This window comes from Kitasatospora sp. NPDC059973, assembly GCF_042737525.1.
GTDB lineage: Bacteria > Actinomycetota > Actinomycetes > Streptomycetales > Streptomycetaceae > Kitasatospora.
In genome coordinates this window covers 1-14,343 of sequence record NZ_JBHWUI010000022.1, presented here as the reverse complement: position 1 = coordinate 14,343, position 14,343 = coordinate 1, and the positions used below count along the sequence as shown (strand labels likewise).

Annotated in this window: 12 protein-coding genes; all 12 read left to right on the top strand. The window is 68.1% G+C overall.

The window, feature by feature from the left end:
• The first annotated feature begins 19 nt into the window (after positions 1–19).
• The 12 genes from ACFWA9_RS08820 (at position 20) to ACFWA9_RS08765 (ending at position 14,305) form a co-directional block, all read left to right on the top strand.
• Entirely contained in the window at positions 20–1,069 is a 1,050-nt protein-coding gene (locus ACFWA9_RS08820) for an ABC transporter ATP-binding protein (protein WP_329489440.1), read from the top strand.
• The gene (locus ACFWA9_RS08815) at positions 1,062–2,081 is read left to right on the top strand and encodes an ABC transporter ATP-binding protein (RefSeq protein ID WP_380384708.1); all 1,020 of its coding nucleotides are present in this window, start codon (positions 1,062–1,064) and stop codon (positions 2,079–2,081) included. Before ACFWA9_RS08820 ends, ACFWA9_RS08815 begins: the two co-directional genes overlap by 8 nt.
• 191 nt (positions 2,082–2,272) lie before the next feature.
• Complete coding sequence (locus ACFWA9_RS08810) at positions 2,273–3,892, top strand: ABC transporter substrate-binding protein (protein ID WP_352290015.1); 1,620 nt, start codon at positions 2,273–2,275, stop codon at positions 3,890–3,892.
• Between the two features lie 120 nt (positions 3,893–4,012).
• On the top strand, positions 4,013–4,939 hold the full coding sequence (locus ACFWA9_RS08805) for an ABC transporter permease (RefSeq protein ID WP_352290017.1): 927 nt from the start codon (positions 4,013–4,015) through the stop codon (positions 4,937–4,939).
• A 76-nt stretch (positions 4,940–5,015) separates the two neighbouring features.
• Positions 5,016–5,930 carry an ABC transporter permease gene (locus ACFWA9_RS08800; RefSeq protein ID WP_352290041.1) on the top strand — a complete coding sequence of 305 codons (915 nt, stop codon included), beginning with the start codon at positions 5,016–5,018 and terminating at the stop codon, positions 5,928–5,930.
• 15 nt (positions 5,931–5,945) lie between these two features.
• Positions 5,946–6,995, top strand: a complete 1,050-nt coding sequence (locus ACFWA9_RS08795; RefSeq protein ID WP_380384703.1) for an ABC transporter ATP-binding protein — start codon at positions 5,946–5,948, stop codon at positions 6,993–6,995.
• Entirely contained in the window at positions 6,988–8,109 is a 1,122-nt protein-coding gene (locus tag ACFWA9_RS08790; protein ID WP_380384700.1) for an ABC transporter ATP-binding protein, read from the top strand. The genes ACFWA9_RS08795 and ACFWA9_RS08790 overlap by 8 nt, the downstream gene beginning before the upstream one ends.
• Before the next feature lie 412 nt (positions 8,110–8,521).
• Complete coding sequence (locus tag ACFWA9_RS08785; protein WP_352290021.1) at positions 8,522–10,171, top strand: ABC transporter substrate-binding protein; 1,650 nt, start codon at positions 8,522–8,524, stop codon at positions 10,169–10,171.
• 94 nt (positions 10,172–10,265) lie between these two features.
• Positions 10,266–11,210, top strand: coding sequence for an ABC transporter permease (locus ACFWA9_RS08780; RefSeq protein ID WP_329489447.1), 945 nt, complete (start codon positions 10,266–10,268; stop codon positions 11,208–11,210).
• Complete coding sequence (locus ACFWA9_RS08775) at positions 11,203–12,177, top strand: ABC transporter permease (RefSeq protein WP_352290023.1); 975 nt, start codon at positions 11,203–11,205, stop codon at positions 12,175–12,177. The genes ACFWA9_RS08780 and ACFWA9_RS08775 overlap by 8 nt, the downstream gene beginning before the upstream one ends.
• Before the next feature lie 15 nt (positions 12,178–12,192).
• Positions 12,193–13,293: an ABC transporter ATP-binding protein gene (locus tag ACFWA9_RS08770; RefSeq protein ID WP_380384695.1), complete on the top strand. Its 1,101-nt coding sequence runs from the start codon at positions 12,193–12,195 to the stop codon at positions 13,291–13,293.
• Positions 13,286–14,305 (top strand): ABC transporter ATP-binding protein, encoded by a 1,020-nt coding sequence (locus ACFWA9_RS08765; RefSeq protein ID WP_380384692.1) that lies wholly within the window; start codon positions 13,286–13,288, stop codon positions 14,303–14,305. Before ACFWA9_RS08770 ends, ACFWA9_RS08765 begins: the two co-directional genes overlap by 8 nt.
• Positions 14,306–14,343 lie beyond the last annotated feature (38 nt).

Genomic DNA, 14,343 nt, shown 5'->3' with positions numbered 1-14,343 from the left:
GAGAAGAGGTGACGACCCGATGACCACCGTGATCGAGAAGAACCAGAAGAGCGGCCGCCTCGAAATCGGCACCCCGCTGCTGGAGGTCCGTGACCTCCACGTGGAGTTCCACACCCGGGACGGCGTCGCCAAGGCCGTGAACGGCGTCAACTACTCCGTGTCCGCCGGTGAGACCCTGGCGGTGCTGGGTGAGTCCGGCTCCGGCAAGTCGGTGACCGCCCAGACCATCATGGGCATCCTGGACATGCCGCCCGGCAAGATCAGCCAGGGCCAGATCCTCTTCCGCGGCGAGGACATGCTCGCCATGAAGGAGGAGCAGCGCCGGCTGATCCGCGGCCAGAAGATCGCGATGATCTTCCAGGACGCGCTCTCCTCGCTGAACCCCGTGATGACCGTGGGCGACCAGCTCGGCGAGATGTTCCGGGTGCACAAGGGCATGTCCAAGAAGGACGCCCGGGCCAAGGCCGTCGAGCTGATGGAGCGGGTGCGCATCCCCGCCGCCAAGCAGCGCGTCGGCGACTACCCGCACCAGTTCTCCGGCGGCATGCGCCAGCGCATCATGATCGCGATGGCGCTCTCCATGGAGCCCGACCTGATCATCGCCGACGAGCCCACCACCGCCCTGGACGTCACCGTCCAGGCCCAGGTGATGGACCTCCTCGCGGAGCTGCAGGCCGAGTACAACATGGGCCTGATCCTGATCACCCACGACCTCGGCGTGGTCGCCGACGTCGCGGACAAGATCGCCGTGATGTACGCCGGCCGGATCGTCGAGACCGCCCCGGTCCACGACCTGTACGCCAACCCCGCGCACCCGTACACCAAGGGCCTGCTCCGCTCCATCCCGCGCCTGGACCAGAAGGGCCAGGAGCTGTACGCGATCAAGGGCCTGCCCCCGAACCTGCTGAAGGTCCCGGCCGGCTGCGCGTTCAACCCCCGCTGTGACGTCGCCACCGACCAGTGCCGCACGGAGATCCCGAAGCTGCACCAGGTGACCGACAAGGACGGCACGGAGCTCACCGGCCGCCGCAGCGCGTGCCACCTCTGGAAGGAGACCCTCCATGGCTGAGCCCATCCTGGAGGTCAAGGACCTGGTCAAGCACTACCCCCTGACCCAGGGCATCGTCTTCAAGAAGCAGGTCGGCGCGGTCAAGGCGGTCGACGGCATCTCCTTCGAGCTGATGAAGGGCGAGACGCTCGGCATCGTCGGCGAGTCCGGCTGTGGCAAGTCCACGCTGGCCAAGGTGCTGATGAACCTGGAGCGGGCCACCTCCGGCCAGGTGCTGTTCAAGGGCGAGGACATCTCCAAGCTGTCCGGTTCCGCCCTGAAGGCGGTCCGCCGGAACATCCAGATGGTGTTCCAGGACCCGTACACCTCGCTCAACCCGCGCATGACGGTCGGCGACATCATCGGCGAGCCCTTCGAGATCCACCCCGAGGTGGCTCCCAAGGGCGACCGCCGCAAGGCCGTCCAGGACCTGCTGGACGTCGTCGGCCTGAACCCGGAGTACATCAACCGGTACCCGCACCAGTTCTCCGGCGGCCAGCGCCAGCGCATCGGCATCGCCCGCGGCCTCGCGCTCAAGCCCGAGATCATCATCTGCGACGAGCCGGTCTCCGCCCTGGACGTCTCCGTCCAGGCGCAGGTGATCAACCTGCTGGACCAGCTGCAGAGCGAGTTCGAGCTCTCGTACATGTTCATCGCGCACGACCTCTCGATCGTCCGGCACATCTCCGACCGCGTCGGCGTGATGTACCTCGGCAAGATGGTCGAGATCGGCACGGACGAGGCGATCTACGAGAACGCCACGCACCCGTACACCCAGGCGCTGCTCTCCGCGGTGCCGGTGCCGGACCCGACGGCGCGCGAGTCCCGGGACCGGATCATCCTGACCGGCGACATCCCCTCGCCGGCCAACCCGCCGTCCGGCTGCCGGTTCCGCACCCGCTGCTGGAAGGCGGAGGAGCGCTGCGCCACCGAGATCCCGCTGCTGGCGGTGCCCAGCACGCTCAGCGGTGCGGCGGCCCACGAGTCGGCCTGCCACTTCGCCGAGGTCCGGGAGACGGCCGCCGCCGTCTGATCCCCGAGGCGTTCCCCGGAAGGGCCCGCGGCTGTCGAAGCCGCGGGCCCTTCCGGCGTTTGGCGCTCCTGCGGCGGCGTCAACCCCGGGCGGGGTCCGCTGCACCCGTCCGGGGGTACCTGGCTCGCGCCGCCGGGCCACCGCGCTTCTCATGGGGTGTGATGCGACACACACCTTGAGGAGGGACCTCCATGCCCGCAGCCACTCGCGCTCGATGGGTCCTCGCCGCTGCGACATCTGTGGCCCTGGTGGCCAGTGGGTGCAGCAGTAGCGGCGGAGGCAGTAGTTCGTCGGACAGCGGCAAGACCTTCAGTTACCAGAGCAGTGAGCCGCAGAACCCCTTGCAGCCCGCGAACGCGAACGAGACCGGCGGCGGCCGCATCCTGCAGAACCTGTTCAAGGGGCTGGTGGACTACGACCCCAGCAACGCGAAGATCCGGATGCAGGTCGCGGACTCGATCGAGACCAGCGACTCGCAGACCTTCAACGTCACCCTGAAGACCGGCTGGACGTTCCACGACGGCACCCCGGTCACCTCGAAGAACTTCGTCGACGCCTGGAACTGGGGCGCGACCACCAGCAACAACCAGATCAACAGCTCCTGGTTCTCGGACATCGAGGGCTACCAGGACGTCCACCCGGCCAGCGGCCAGCCGACCGCCACCGCGATGTCCGGCCTGACCGTCGTGGACGACACGCACTTCACCATCAAGCTGCACACCAAGGTCTCGTACTTCGAGTACAAGCTGGGCTACATCGCCTTCTCCCCGCTGCCGACCGCCTTCTTCAGCGACCCGACCGGGTTCGGGCAGAAGCCGGTGGGCAACGGCGCCTACCAGTTCGTCAGCTGGAGCCACAACCAGCAGGTGGTGACCAAGGCGTACCCGAACTACCAGGGCGTGGACAAGCCGAAGAACGGCGGCATCGTCTTCAAGATGTACAACACGTCCGAGGCCGCCTACGCGGACCTGCAGTCCAACAACCTCGACGTGATGGACCAGGTGCCGCCGTCCGCGCTGGCGACGTACAAGAGCGACCTGGGCGACCGGGCGATCGACTCGCCGCAGGGCGCGATCCAGAACATCGGCTTCACGCTCTACCAGCCGGACTGGGCCGGCCCGGACAAGGCGAAGGTCCGTCAGGGGCTGTCGATGGCGATCGACCGCGACACCATCACCAAGACCGTGCTGCAGGGCTCGCGCAAGCCGGCCTCCGCGTGGGTCGCGGAGGGCGTCGAGGGCTACAAGGCCGGCCAGTGCGGCGACAACTGCACCTTCGACGCCACCAAGGCCAAGCAGCTGATCACCGAGGGCGGCGGCGTCCCCGGCAACAAGCTGACGATCACCTACAACGCCGACGGCGGCCACAAGGAGTGGGTGGACGCGGTCTGCAACTCGATCCGGCAGAGCACCGGCGTGGACTGCGTGGGTGACCCGAAGCCCGACTTCAAGACCGCCCGCGCGGCGATCACCGGCCACCAGATCAACGGCGCCTTCCGCACCGGCTGGGTGCAGGACTACCCGCTGAACGCCAACTTCATGGCCGACGTCTACCGCACCGGCGCCGCGTCCAACGACTTCGGCTACAGCAGCCCGCAGTTCGACCAGCTGGCCACCGAGGCGGACCAGGCGGCCAGCGTGGCGGACACGGTGACGGGCTACCAGAAGGCGGAGGCGGTGCTGGCGAACGACATGCCGGCCATCCCGCTCTGGTACTACCGCACCAACTCGGGCTACTCGGCGAACGTCCAGAACGTGAAGTTCGACTCCTTCGGCAACCCGGCCTGGACCCAGGTCGAGGTCAAGGGCTGATCCAGCCCCTCGCGCCGGCCCCGCCCTCCCCGCACGGAGGGCGGGGCCCGGGCACTCGACCCCCACGCGGCCCTGCGCACCCGGTCACGGGCCGACCAGTCACCTAGGAAGGAGGCTCGGATGGGAAGTTATGTGCTGCGGCGGGTGCTGCAGATGATCCCGGTGTTCTTCGGCTCCACATTCCTGATCTTCCTGATGGTCTACACGCTGCCCGGGGACCCGGTCGCGGCGCTCTTCGGGGACAAGGCCGCCGACCCGGCGGTGGTGGCCAATCTGAAGCACAAGTACTACCTCGACCAGCCGCTGTGGAAGCAGTACCTGCACTACATGGGGAACCTCTTCCAGGGCGACTTCGGGACGAGCTTCACCGGCCGCTCGGTCACCGACATCATGGCGGACGCCTTCCCGGTCACCATCCGGCTGGCGCTGATGGCCTTCGCCTTCGAGCTGATCGTCGGGCTGGCGCTCGGCCTGGTCTCCGGCCTCAGGCGCGGCAGCTTCCAGGACACCCTGGTGCTGGTCCTGACCCTGGTGGTGATCTCGATCCCGGTGTTCGTGCTGGCCTACATCGCCCAGACGATCTTCGCGACCAACCTGGGCTGGGTCACCCCGACCGTGCAGGACTCCAAGGACCTCTCCCAGCTGATCCTGCCCGCGATCGTGCTGGGATCGCTCTCCCTCGCCTACGTCGCCCGGCTCACCCGGACCTCGATCGGGGAGAACCTGCGGGCGGACTACATGCGCACGGCGGTCGCCAAGGGCCTGCCCCGGCGCACCGTCATCACCCGCCACCTGCTCCGCAACTCGCTGATCCCGGTGGTCACCTTCCTCGGGACCGACCTGGGCGCGCTGATGGGCGGTGCGATCGTCACGGAGGGCATCTTCAACGTCCAGGGCATCGGCAACGTGCTGTACCGGGCGATCAACCAGAAGGAGGGCCCCACCGTGGTCGGCATCGTGACCGTCCTGGTGATCGTCTACCTGGTCGCCTCCCTGATCGTCGACCTGCTCTACGCGGTCCTGGACCCGAGGATCCGTTATGCCTGACCTGCGTGACGAGGGCGAGTTCAAGCCGCACGCGGCCCCGGGCGTCGACCACCTGGACTACGCCGGCGAGCAGGGCATGGCGGTCGAGCAGGAGACCCTGGTCGAGGGCGATCCGGCCAAGCGGGAGGAGGCCCGCAGCCTGTGGGGCGACGCCTGGCGGGACCTGCGGCGCCGGCCGATCTTCCTGATCTCGGCGATCCTGATCCTCCTGCTGGTCGTGATGGCGATCTTCCCCTGGGCCTTCACGGACGCCGATCCGCGCAAGGCCGACCTGGTCAACGACTACCTCAAGCGCCCGGACTGGTCGGACTTCTTCGGCGCCGGCTGGTTCGGCTACGACGGCCAGGGCCGGTCCATCTACGCCCGGGTGGTCTACGGGGCCCGTGCCTCGATCACCGTCGGCATCTTCGTGACCCTGGGGGTCACCCTGCTCGGCGGGCTGACCGGGATGGTCGCCGGGTACTTCGGCGGCGCGGTGGACGCCGTGATCTCCCGCGTCGTCGACATCTTCTTCGGCATCCCGCTGCTGCTCGGCGCGCTGGTCCTGCTGGGCGCGTTCTCCGCCCGCACGGTGTGGAGCGTGGTCATCGCCCTCGCGGTGCTCGGCTGGACGCAGATCGCGCGCGTCATGCGCGGGGCCGTCCTGACCGTCAAACAGTCCGACTACGTGGTGGCCGGCCGGGCGCTCGGCGCGAGCACCGGGCGGTTGATGTTCCGGCACATCCTGCCGAACGCGATCGCGCCGGTGATCGTCGTCGCCACGATCGCGCTGGGCGGCTACATCGCGACCGAGGCCACGCTGAGCTTCCTCGGCATCGGCCTGCAGGATCCGACCATCTCCTGGGGCATCGACATCGCCTCCGCCCAGAAGGTCATCCGGACGGCCCCGTACGTGCTGTTCTTCCCGGCCGTGGCGCTCTCGATCACCGTGCTGGCCTTCATCATGCTGGGTGACGCGGTGCGCGACGCCCTCGACCCGAAGCTTCGCTGAGCGAGGGGACTCATCGTGACCACAGCTGTCGACACCGGCAAGCCCCAGCGGGAGACGCCCTACGAGGGGCCGCTGCTGGACGTCCGGGACCTGCACGTGGAGTTCGTCACCCGGGACGGCGTGGCGAAGGCGGTCAACGGGGTCAACTACAGCGTCCGGGCGGGGGAGACCCTGGCGGTGCTGGGGGAGTCCGGTTCGGGCAAGTCGGTGACCGCGCAGGCGATCATGGGCATCCTGGACATGCCCCCGGCCCGCATCCCGCAGGGCGAGATCCGCTTCCGGGGCCAGGACATGTTGACGATGGGCAAGGAGGAGCGCCGGAAGATCCGCGGGCAGAAGATCGCGATGATCTTCCAGGACGCGCTCTCCTCGCTGAACCCGGTGCTGAGCGTGGGCTTCCAGCTCGGCGAGATGTTCCGGGCCCACCACGGGGCGTCGCGCAAGGAGGCCAAGGCCAAGGCCGTCGAGCTGATGGACCGGGTGCGCATCCCGGCGGCGAAGGAGCGGGTCAACGACTATCCGCACCAGTTCTCCGGCGGCATGCGCCAGCGCATCATGATCGCGATGGCGCTGGCCCTGGAGCCGGACCTGATCATCGCGGACGAGCCGACCACGGCCCTGGACGTGACCGTGCAGGCGCAGGTGATGGACCTGCTGGCCGAGTTGCAGGCCGAGTTCCACATGGGGCTGATCCTGATCACCCACGACCTCGGCGTGGTCGCCGACGTCGCGGACAAGATCGCCGTGATGTACGCGGGCCGGATCGTCGAGACCGCCCCGGTGCACGAGCTGTACGCGCGGCCGGCCCACCCGTACACCCGGGGCCTGCTGGACTCGATCCCGCGGCTGGACCAGAAGGGCCAGGAGCTCTACGCGATCAAGGGGCTGCCGCCCAACCTGCTGCGGATCCCGCCGGGTTGCGCGTTCAACCCGCGCTGCCCGCGCGCCCAGGACATCTGCCGGGCCGAGGTGCCCGAGCTCTTCCAGGTCACCGCGGACGACGGCAGCGAGCTGGCCGGGCGGGGCAGTGCCTGCTTCTTCTGGAAGGAGACCCTCCATGGCTAGCCCGCTCGGGTCCGCGGTTCCCAAGGAGGAGGCGTTCGCGCAGGCCGTGCGGCCCGGCGAGCCGATCCTCGAAGTCCGTGACCTGGTCAAGCACTTCCCGCTGACGAGGGGCGTCGTCTTCAAGAAGCAGGTCGGCGCCGTGAAGGCGGTCGACGGGGTCAGCTTCGACCTGATGCAGGGGGAGACGCTCGGCATCGTGGGGGAGTCCGGCTGCGGCAAGTCCACGCTGGCCAAGGTGCTGATGAACCTGGAGCCGGCCACCGGCGGATCGGTGCGCTACAAGGGGGAGGAGATCTCCCGGCTCTCCGGCTCCGCCCTGAAGGCGGTGCGGCGCAACATCCAGATGGTGTTCCAGGACCCGTACACCTCGCTCAACCCGCGGATGACGGTCGGTGACATCATCGGCGAGCCGTACGAGATCCACTCCGAGGTGGCGCCGAAGGGCGACCGGCGCCGGGCCGTCCAGGACCTGCTGGACGTGGTGGGTCTGAATCCGGAGTACATCAACCGGTACCCGCACCAGTTCTCCGGCGGTCAGCGCCAGCGCATCGGCATCGCCCGGGGGCTGGCGCTCAAACCGGAGGTGATCATCTGCGACGAGCCGGTCTCCGCCCTGGACGTCTCCGTCCAGGCGCAGGTGATCAACCTGCTGGAGCAGCTGCAGGGCGAGTTCAACCTCTCGTACATGTTCATCGCGCACGACCTCTCGATCGTCCGGCACATCTCCGACCGGGTCGGCGTGATGTACCTGGGCAAGATGGTGGAGATCGGCTCCGACCGGGAGATCTACGACCACGCGACGCATCCGTACACCCAGGCGCTGCTCTCCGCGGTGCCGGTGCCGGACCCGACGGCGCGCGAGTCCCGGGACCGGATCGTGCTCGTCGGGGACGTGCCGTCGCCGGCCAACCCGCCGTCCGGCTGCCGGTTCCGCACCCGCTGCTGGAAGGCGCGGGACAGGTGCGCCGTGGAGGTGCCGCTGCTGGCCGCCCCGGCCTGGCTGGACGGGCACGCCCGGCACGACTCGGCCTGCCACTTCGCGGCGGAGCGCGGGGGCCCGGACGGCGGGGAGGGCGCGGCGGGCACGCCGGAGCCCCCACCCGAATCCAGTTGACACAGTTGTCCTGACCACGCACCAAGGGCGCGTCCTCCCTCCGGAGGGCGCGCCCTTGCGTTGTCCTGCGGAAACGCCGGAATTCCCGGCCCGAAAATGATCATTACGCTCCGTAAAGCATCGAATACCGGAGCTTATTGTTCGTTATCCGGAAACCGGAACACGGCATTCCAGGTGCGATATGCCGGAATTTGGCGAGCATTGTCATGACTTGGTCTGAGCATGTAATTGAAAAGAGATGTGAGGCGGATTCCGCCGGAGGGGTCGGGTGATCGATAGTTGCTCTGCGCGTATCAGTGGTCACCTCGCCAACTGTGCGGATCGGCCCTGAGATGTCGACCCTTGCCATGCCCGGCACACCGACTGGCGAGGCGCCGTTCGTTCGTAAGCCCCTAAATCGAGAGGCACTTGAATGAGGCTCACCAAGACCATGCGTTGGACCGCGCTCGCGGCGTGCACCGCACTCGCGATCTCCGCCTGCAGCACCGGCGGCGACAAGAAGTCCTCCAGCGAGGCGAGCGGCGCCGGGTCGGGCAAGAAGGGTGGCTCGATCAGCGTCGAGCTGGGTGAGCCGCAGCACGGGCTGGTGCCCCAGAACACCTCCGAGTCCGAGGGTGCCGAGGTGCTCAACGCGATCTTCGCGGGCCTGGTCGACTACGACATCAAGGACAACTCGCCCAAGCTCCGGGTCGCCGAGTCGATCGAGAGCCAGGACGCCACCACCTGGACGATCAAGCTGAAGGACGGCTACACCTTCCACAACGGCGAGAAGGTGACCGCCCAGTCCTTCGTCGACGCCTGGAACTACGGCGCCAACCAGGACAACGCGCAGGAGGCCCTGCCGTTCTTCGACAAGATCCTCGGCTCCGACGAGCTGGCCCCCGGCAAGGACAAGAAGCCCACCGCCGACAAGCTCAAGGGCCTCGCGGTCGTCGACGACAAGACCTTCACCGTCACCCTCAAGGCGCCGTTCTCGCAGTTCAAGACGATGCTCGGCTACAACGCGTTCTTCCCGCTCCCGAAGGCGTTCTTCACCGACCCGAAGGCCTTCGAGGACGCGCCGATCGGCAACGGCGCGTTCCAGATCGACGGGAAGTGGGAGCACAACAAGCAGATCAAGGTGAAGCGCTTCGAGAACTTCCCGGCGTCCGACGGAAAGGCCAAGCTGGATTCCGTCACGTTCAAGATTTACGACAAGCTGGACACCGCTTACAACGATCTGCGAGCGGACAACATCCAGATCACCGACAAGCTGCCGATCTCGGCGATGGCGACCGTCGCCCAGGAGTTCGGCGACCGCTACATCTACAAGCCGGATTCCGGCGTCGGTTACCTCGGATTCCCGATCTCGACGAATCCGGCATTCGCCAGTCCGGACCTCCGCAAGGCGATCTCGATGGCGATAGACCGGGAATCGATCACCAAGACCATCTTCTCGGGCACCCGCAAGCCCGCCGACGACTTCATCAACCCGATCATTCCCGGGTACCGCCAGGGCGCGCTCGGCGACGCCGCGAAGTACGACCCGGCGAAGGCCAAGGCGCTCTTCACCCAGGCCGGCGGCCTGCCCGGCAACACGCTGGAGATCGGCTACAACGCCGACGGCGGCCACAAGGAGTGGATCGAGGCCGTCGGCAACCAGCTCAAGGCGAACCTCGGGATCGAGGTCACCTTCAAGCCGTTCGAGAAGTTCGGCGCGATCCTCACCGCGCTGGGCGAGCACAAGTACTCCGGCGCCTTCCGGATGGCCTGGTCGATGGACTACCCGTCGATCGAGAACTACCTGCGGCCGATCTTCTCCAAGGTCGCCATCGACAACGGGTCCAACTACGGCGGCTACGTCAACGAGGAGTTCGAGGCCCTGCTGTCCAAGGCGGACGCGGCCAAGACCGACGCCGAGGGCATCAAGCTCTACCAGCAGGCCGACGACATCCTGGTCAAGGACCTGCCGTACATCCCGGTCTACACCTACATGTCCTCCGCGGCGTACACCAAGACCGTCAAGAACGTGAACGTCAACGCCCAGGGACAGATGGACCTGGCCAACGTCGAACTGGCCTGAACCGACATCCAGCTGACCGGCACGCCGGGACGGGTGGCGCGGGCAACCCCCGTGCCGCCCGTCACGGGCGTGCCCCGAACCACGAGGAGGCCGCATGGGCCGCTATGTGGTCCGCCGGATCATCCAGGCCATACCTGTGATCCTCGGCGCGACGTTCCTGATCTACGCACTGGTCTTCCTGCTGCCTGGCGACCCCATCACGGCACTGGCCGGTGAGAAACGGCAGGACCCTGCCGTCGTCGCGGTCCTGCGGGACCGCTACCACCTGGACGACCCGTTCTTCATCCAGTACTGGGACTACCTGGTCGGCCTGTTCAAGGGCGACTTCGGGGAGGACTACCGCGGCAACGAGGTCGTGGACGTCATGAAGACGGCGTTCCCGTACACCATCAACCTGGCGGTGACCGCGCTGGTCATCGAGATGGTGGTGGGTGTCACCGCGGGTGTGATCGCCGCCCTGCGCCGCGGCAAGTTCATCGACAACGTGGTGCTGATCTCGACCCTGATGGTCATCTCGATCCCGGTCTTCGTGATCGGCTTCGTGCTCCAACTGGTGCTCGGGGTGAAGCTCAACACCGATTACGGCATCGACTTCTTCCCGGTCTCGTTCAACGAGGACGCCGGCTTCCGGTCCTATCTGCTACCGGCCTACGTCCTCGCCTCCACCTCGCTGGCGTACATCGCGCGGCTCACCCGGACCAGCCTGATCGAGGTGATGCGGGCGGACTACGTCCGCACGGCGGTCGCCAAGGGCCTCAGCCCGCTGCGGGTGGTCGTCCGGCACGGCCTGCGCAACGCGCTGATCCCGATCGTCACCTTCCTGGGCATGGACCTCGGCGGGCTGATGGGCGGCGCGGTCATCACCGAGGGCATCTTCAACATCCCCGGGGTCGGACACCAGCTCTTCCAGTCCGTCTACCTGCGCGAACGCACCATCGTGGTGGGCATCGTGAGCGCCCTGGTGCTCGTCTACCTGTTCGCCAACCTGGTGGTCGACCTGCTGTACGCCGTTCTGGACCCGAGGATCCGCTATGAGTGAGCCGACGAAGAGCGAGGACACCAAGGTGGCGATCCCCGAGCAGCCCGGCTCCGCGGCGCCCGGGACCGCGGTGCTCACCAAGGGCGCCGAGGCCGGCCGGACCGGCAACGAGCGGGTGGCCAGCCTCTGGACCGACGCCTGGTACGACCTGCGGCGCAATCCGCTGTTCCTGATCGGCGGGTTCCTGGCGCTGTTCATGGTGGCGCTCGCCGTCGCCCCGAGCCTGTTCACCGACGGGGACCCGACCTCGGCGGGGTTCTGCAACCTGTCCGACTCGCTGAAGCGGCCCAGCGCGGACCACTGGTTCGGCTTCGACGTCCAGGGCTGCGACATCTACACCCGCACCGTCTGGGGCGCCCGCAACTCGATCATCGTCGGCATCCTGACCACCTCGCTGGTGGTCGCCGTCGGCGGCACGCTGGGCCTCTGGGCCGGCTGGATCGGCGGGATCTGGGACAGCCTGCTCTCCCGGGTCACCGAGATCTTCTTCGCCATCCCGCTGCTGCTCGGCGGCATGCTGATCATGTCCACCTGGGGCAAGGGCAACGCCTGGACCGTCTCCGCGGTGATGGCCGTCCTCGGCTGGCCGCAGATCTACCGGCTGATGCGCTCGGCGGTGCTCTCCAACAAGCACAACGACTACGTGGTCGCGGCCAAGGCGCTCGGCGCCGGCACCGGGCGGATCGTCTCCCGGCACATCCTGCCGAACGCGGTCGCCCCGGTGATCGTGGTCTCGACCATCAACCTGGGCGTCTACATCGGTGCCGAGGCCGCGCTCTCGTACCTCGGCATCGGCATCCAGTCCCCGGCGATCTCCTGGGGCCTGATGATCAGCGACGCGCAGTCCCGCTTCCTGACCGCGCCGCACGTGCTGCTCTTCCCGGCCGCGGTGCTGAGCATCACCGTGCTGGCGTTCATCATGCTCGGCGACGCGGTACGCGACGCCCTCGACCCGAAGCTGCGCTGAGGAGGGCCGCGGACGATGAGTGACACGACGAAGCTGTCGAAGCAGTCGAAGGACGGCACCCCGCGCCGGGATGCCGTGGAGGTGATCGGCGGCGGCCGGGAGAACCTGGTGCCCGGAACGCCGCTCCTGGAGGTCGACGACCTGCACATCGAGTTCCACACCCGGGACGGCGTGGCCAAGGCCGTCAACGGCGTGAGCTACTCGGTGTCGGCCGGGGAGACCCTGGCGGTGCTGGGGGAGTCCGGCTCGGGCAAGTCGGTGACCGCGCAGGCGATCATGGGCATCCTGGACATGCCCCCGGGGAAGATCACCGCCGGCGCGATCCGGTTCCGGGGCGAGGACCTGCTCACCATGAGCCCCAAGGCCCGGCGGGCGGTCCGCGGCCGGAAGATCGCGATGATCTTCCAGGACGCGCTCTCCTCGCTGAACCCGGTGCTGAGCGTGGGCTACCAGCTGGGCGAGATGTTCCGGGTGCACCAGGGGGCCTCCCGCAAGGAGGCCAAGGAGCGGGCCGTCGAGCTGATGGAGCGGGTGCGCATCCCCGCCGCCAGGCAGCGCGTCGGCGACTACCCGCACCAGTTCTCCGGCGGCATGCGCCAGCGCATCATGATCGCGATGGCGCTGGCCCTGGAACCGGACCTGATCATCGCGGACGAGCCGACCACCGCCCTGGACGTCACGGTCCAGGCCCAGGTGATGGACCTGCTGGCCGAGCTGCAGGCCGAGTTCAACATGGGCCTGATCCTGATCACCCACGACCTCGGCGTGGTCGCCGACGTCGCGGACAAGATCGCCGTGATGTACGCGGGCCGGATCGTCGAGACCGCCCCCGTGCACGAGCTGTACGCGCGGCCGGCCCACCCGTACACCAAGGGCCTGCTCCGGTCGATTCCCCGGCTGGACCAGAAGGGCCAGAACCTCTACGCCATCCAGGGCCTGCCGCCGAGCCTGCTGCGGATCCCCGAGGGCTGCGCGTTCAACCCGCGCTGCGACCGGGCGACGGACCGCTGCCGCGGCGAACTCCCGCGGCTGGTGCCGGTGCTGGACTCCGACGGGGCCGATCTGCCGGGCCGCCGCAGCGCCTGCCACTTCTGGAAGGAGACCCTCCATGGCTGAGCCCATCCTGGAGGTCAGGGACCTGGTCAAGTACTACCCGCTGACCCAGGGCATCGTCTTCAAGAAGCAGGTCGGCGCCGTGAAGGCGGTCGACGGCATCTCCTTCGAGCTGAGGAAGGGCGAGACGCTCGGCATCGTGGGGGAGTCCGGCTGTGGCAAGTCCACGCTGGCCAAGGTGCTGATGAACCTGGAGCGGGCCACCTCCGGCCAGGTGCTGTTCAAGGGCGAGGACATCACCCGGCTCTCCGGCGCCGGGCTGAAGGCGGTGCGCCGCAACATCCAGATGGTGTTCCAGGACCCGTACACCTCGCTCAACCCGCGGATGACGGTCGGCGACATCATCGGCGAGCCGTACGAGATCCACCCGGAGGTGGCGCCGAAGGGCGACCGCCGCAAGGCCGTCCAGGACCTGCTGGACGTCGTCGGCCTGAACCCGGAGTACATCAACCGGTACCCGCACCAGTTCTCCGGCGGCCAGCGCCAGCGCATCGGCATCGCCCGGGGGCTCGCGCTCAAGCCGGAGCTGATCATCTGCGACGAGCCGGTCTCCGCCCTGGACGTCTCCGTCCAGGCGCAGGTGATCAACCTGCTGGAGCAGCTGCAGAGCGAGTTCGAGCTCTCGTACATGTTCATCGCGCACGACCTCTCGATCGTCCGGCACATCTCCGACCGCGTCGGGGTGATGTACCTCGGCAAGATGGTCGAGATCGGCACGGAGGACGAGATCTACTCGCACCCGACCCACCCGTACACCCAGGCGCTGCTCTCCGCGGTGCCGGTGCCCGACCCGACCGGGCGGGAGCAGCGCGAGCGCATCCTGCTCACCGGCGACCTGCCGTCGCCGGCCAACCCGCCGTCCGGCTGCCGGTTCCGCACCCGCTGCTGGAAGGCGGAGGAGCGCTGCGCCACCGAGGTCCCGCTGCTGGCGGTGCCCAGCACGCTCAGCGGTCCGGCGGCGCACGACTCGGCGTGCCACTTCGCCGAGGTCCGGGACGTGATCGGCGCGGGCTGAACCGGTCGGCGGGCCGGGCCCCGGGGCGTGCTCCCCGG

Bases quoted from the DNA above. Each gene is read 5' to 3' on its own strand.
- ACFWA9_RS08815 (WP_380384708.1), top strand. From the start codon at position 1,062: ATGGCTGAGCCCATCCTGGAGGTCAAGGACCTGGTCAAGCACTACCCC.
- ACFWA9_RS08785 (WP_352290021.1), top strand. From the start codon at position 8,522: ATGAGGCTCACCAAGACCATGCGTTGGACCGCGCTCGCGGCGTGCACC.
- ACFWA9_RS08790 (WP_380384700.1), top strand. From the start codon at position 6,988: ATGGCTAGCCCGCTCGGGTCCGCGGTTCCCAAGGAGGAGGCGTTCGCG.
- ACFWA9_RS08780 (WP_329489447.1), top strand. From the start codon at position 10,266: ATGGGCCGCTATGTGGTCCGCCGGATCATCCAGGCCATACCTGTGATC.
- ACFWA9_RS08775 (WP_352290023.1), top strand. From the start codon at position 11,203: ATGAGTGAGCCGACGAAGAGCGAGGACACCAAGGTGGCGATCCCCGAG.
- ACFWA9_RS08800 (WP_352290041.1), top strand. From the start codon at position 5,016: ATGGCGGTCGAGCAGGAGACCCTGGTCGAGGGCGATCCGGCCAAGCGG.
- ACFWA9_RS08770 (WP_380384695.1), top strand. From the start codon at position 12,193: ATGAGTGACACGACGAAGCTGTCGAAGCAGTCGAAGGACGGCACCCCG.
- ACFWA9_RS08810 (WP_352290015.1), top strand. From the start codon at position 2,273: ATGCCCGCAGCCACTCGCGCTCGATGGGTCCTCGCCGCTGCGACATCT.
- ACFWA9_RS08805 (WP_352290017.1), top strand. From the start codon at position 4,013: ATGGGAAGTTATGTGCTGCGGCGGGTGCTGCAGATGATCCCGGTGTTC.
- ACFWA9_RS08765 (WP_380384692.1), top strand. From the start codon at position 13,286: ATGGCTGAGCCCATCCTGGAGGTCAGGGACCTGGTCAAGTACTACCCG.
- ACFWA9_RS08820 (WP_329489440.1), top strand. From the start codon at position 20: ATGACCACCGTGATCGAGAAGAACCAGAAGAGCGGCCGCCTCGAAATC.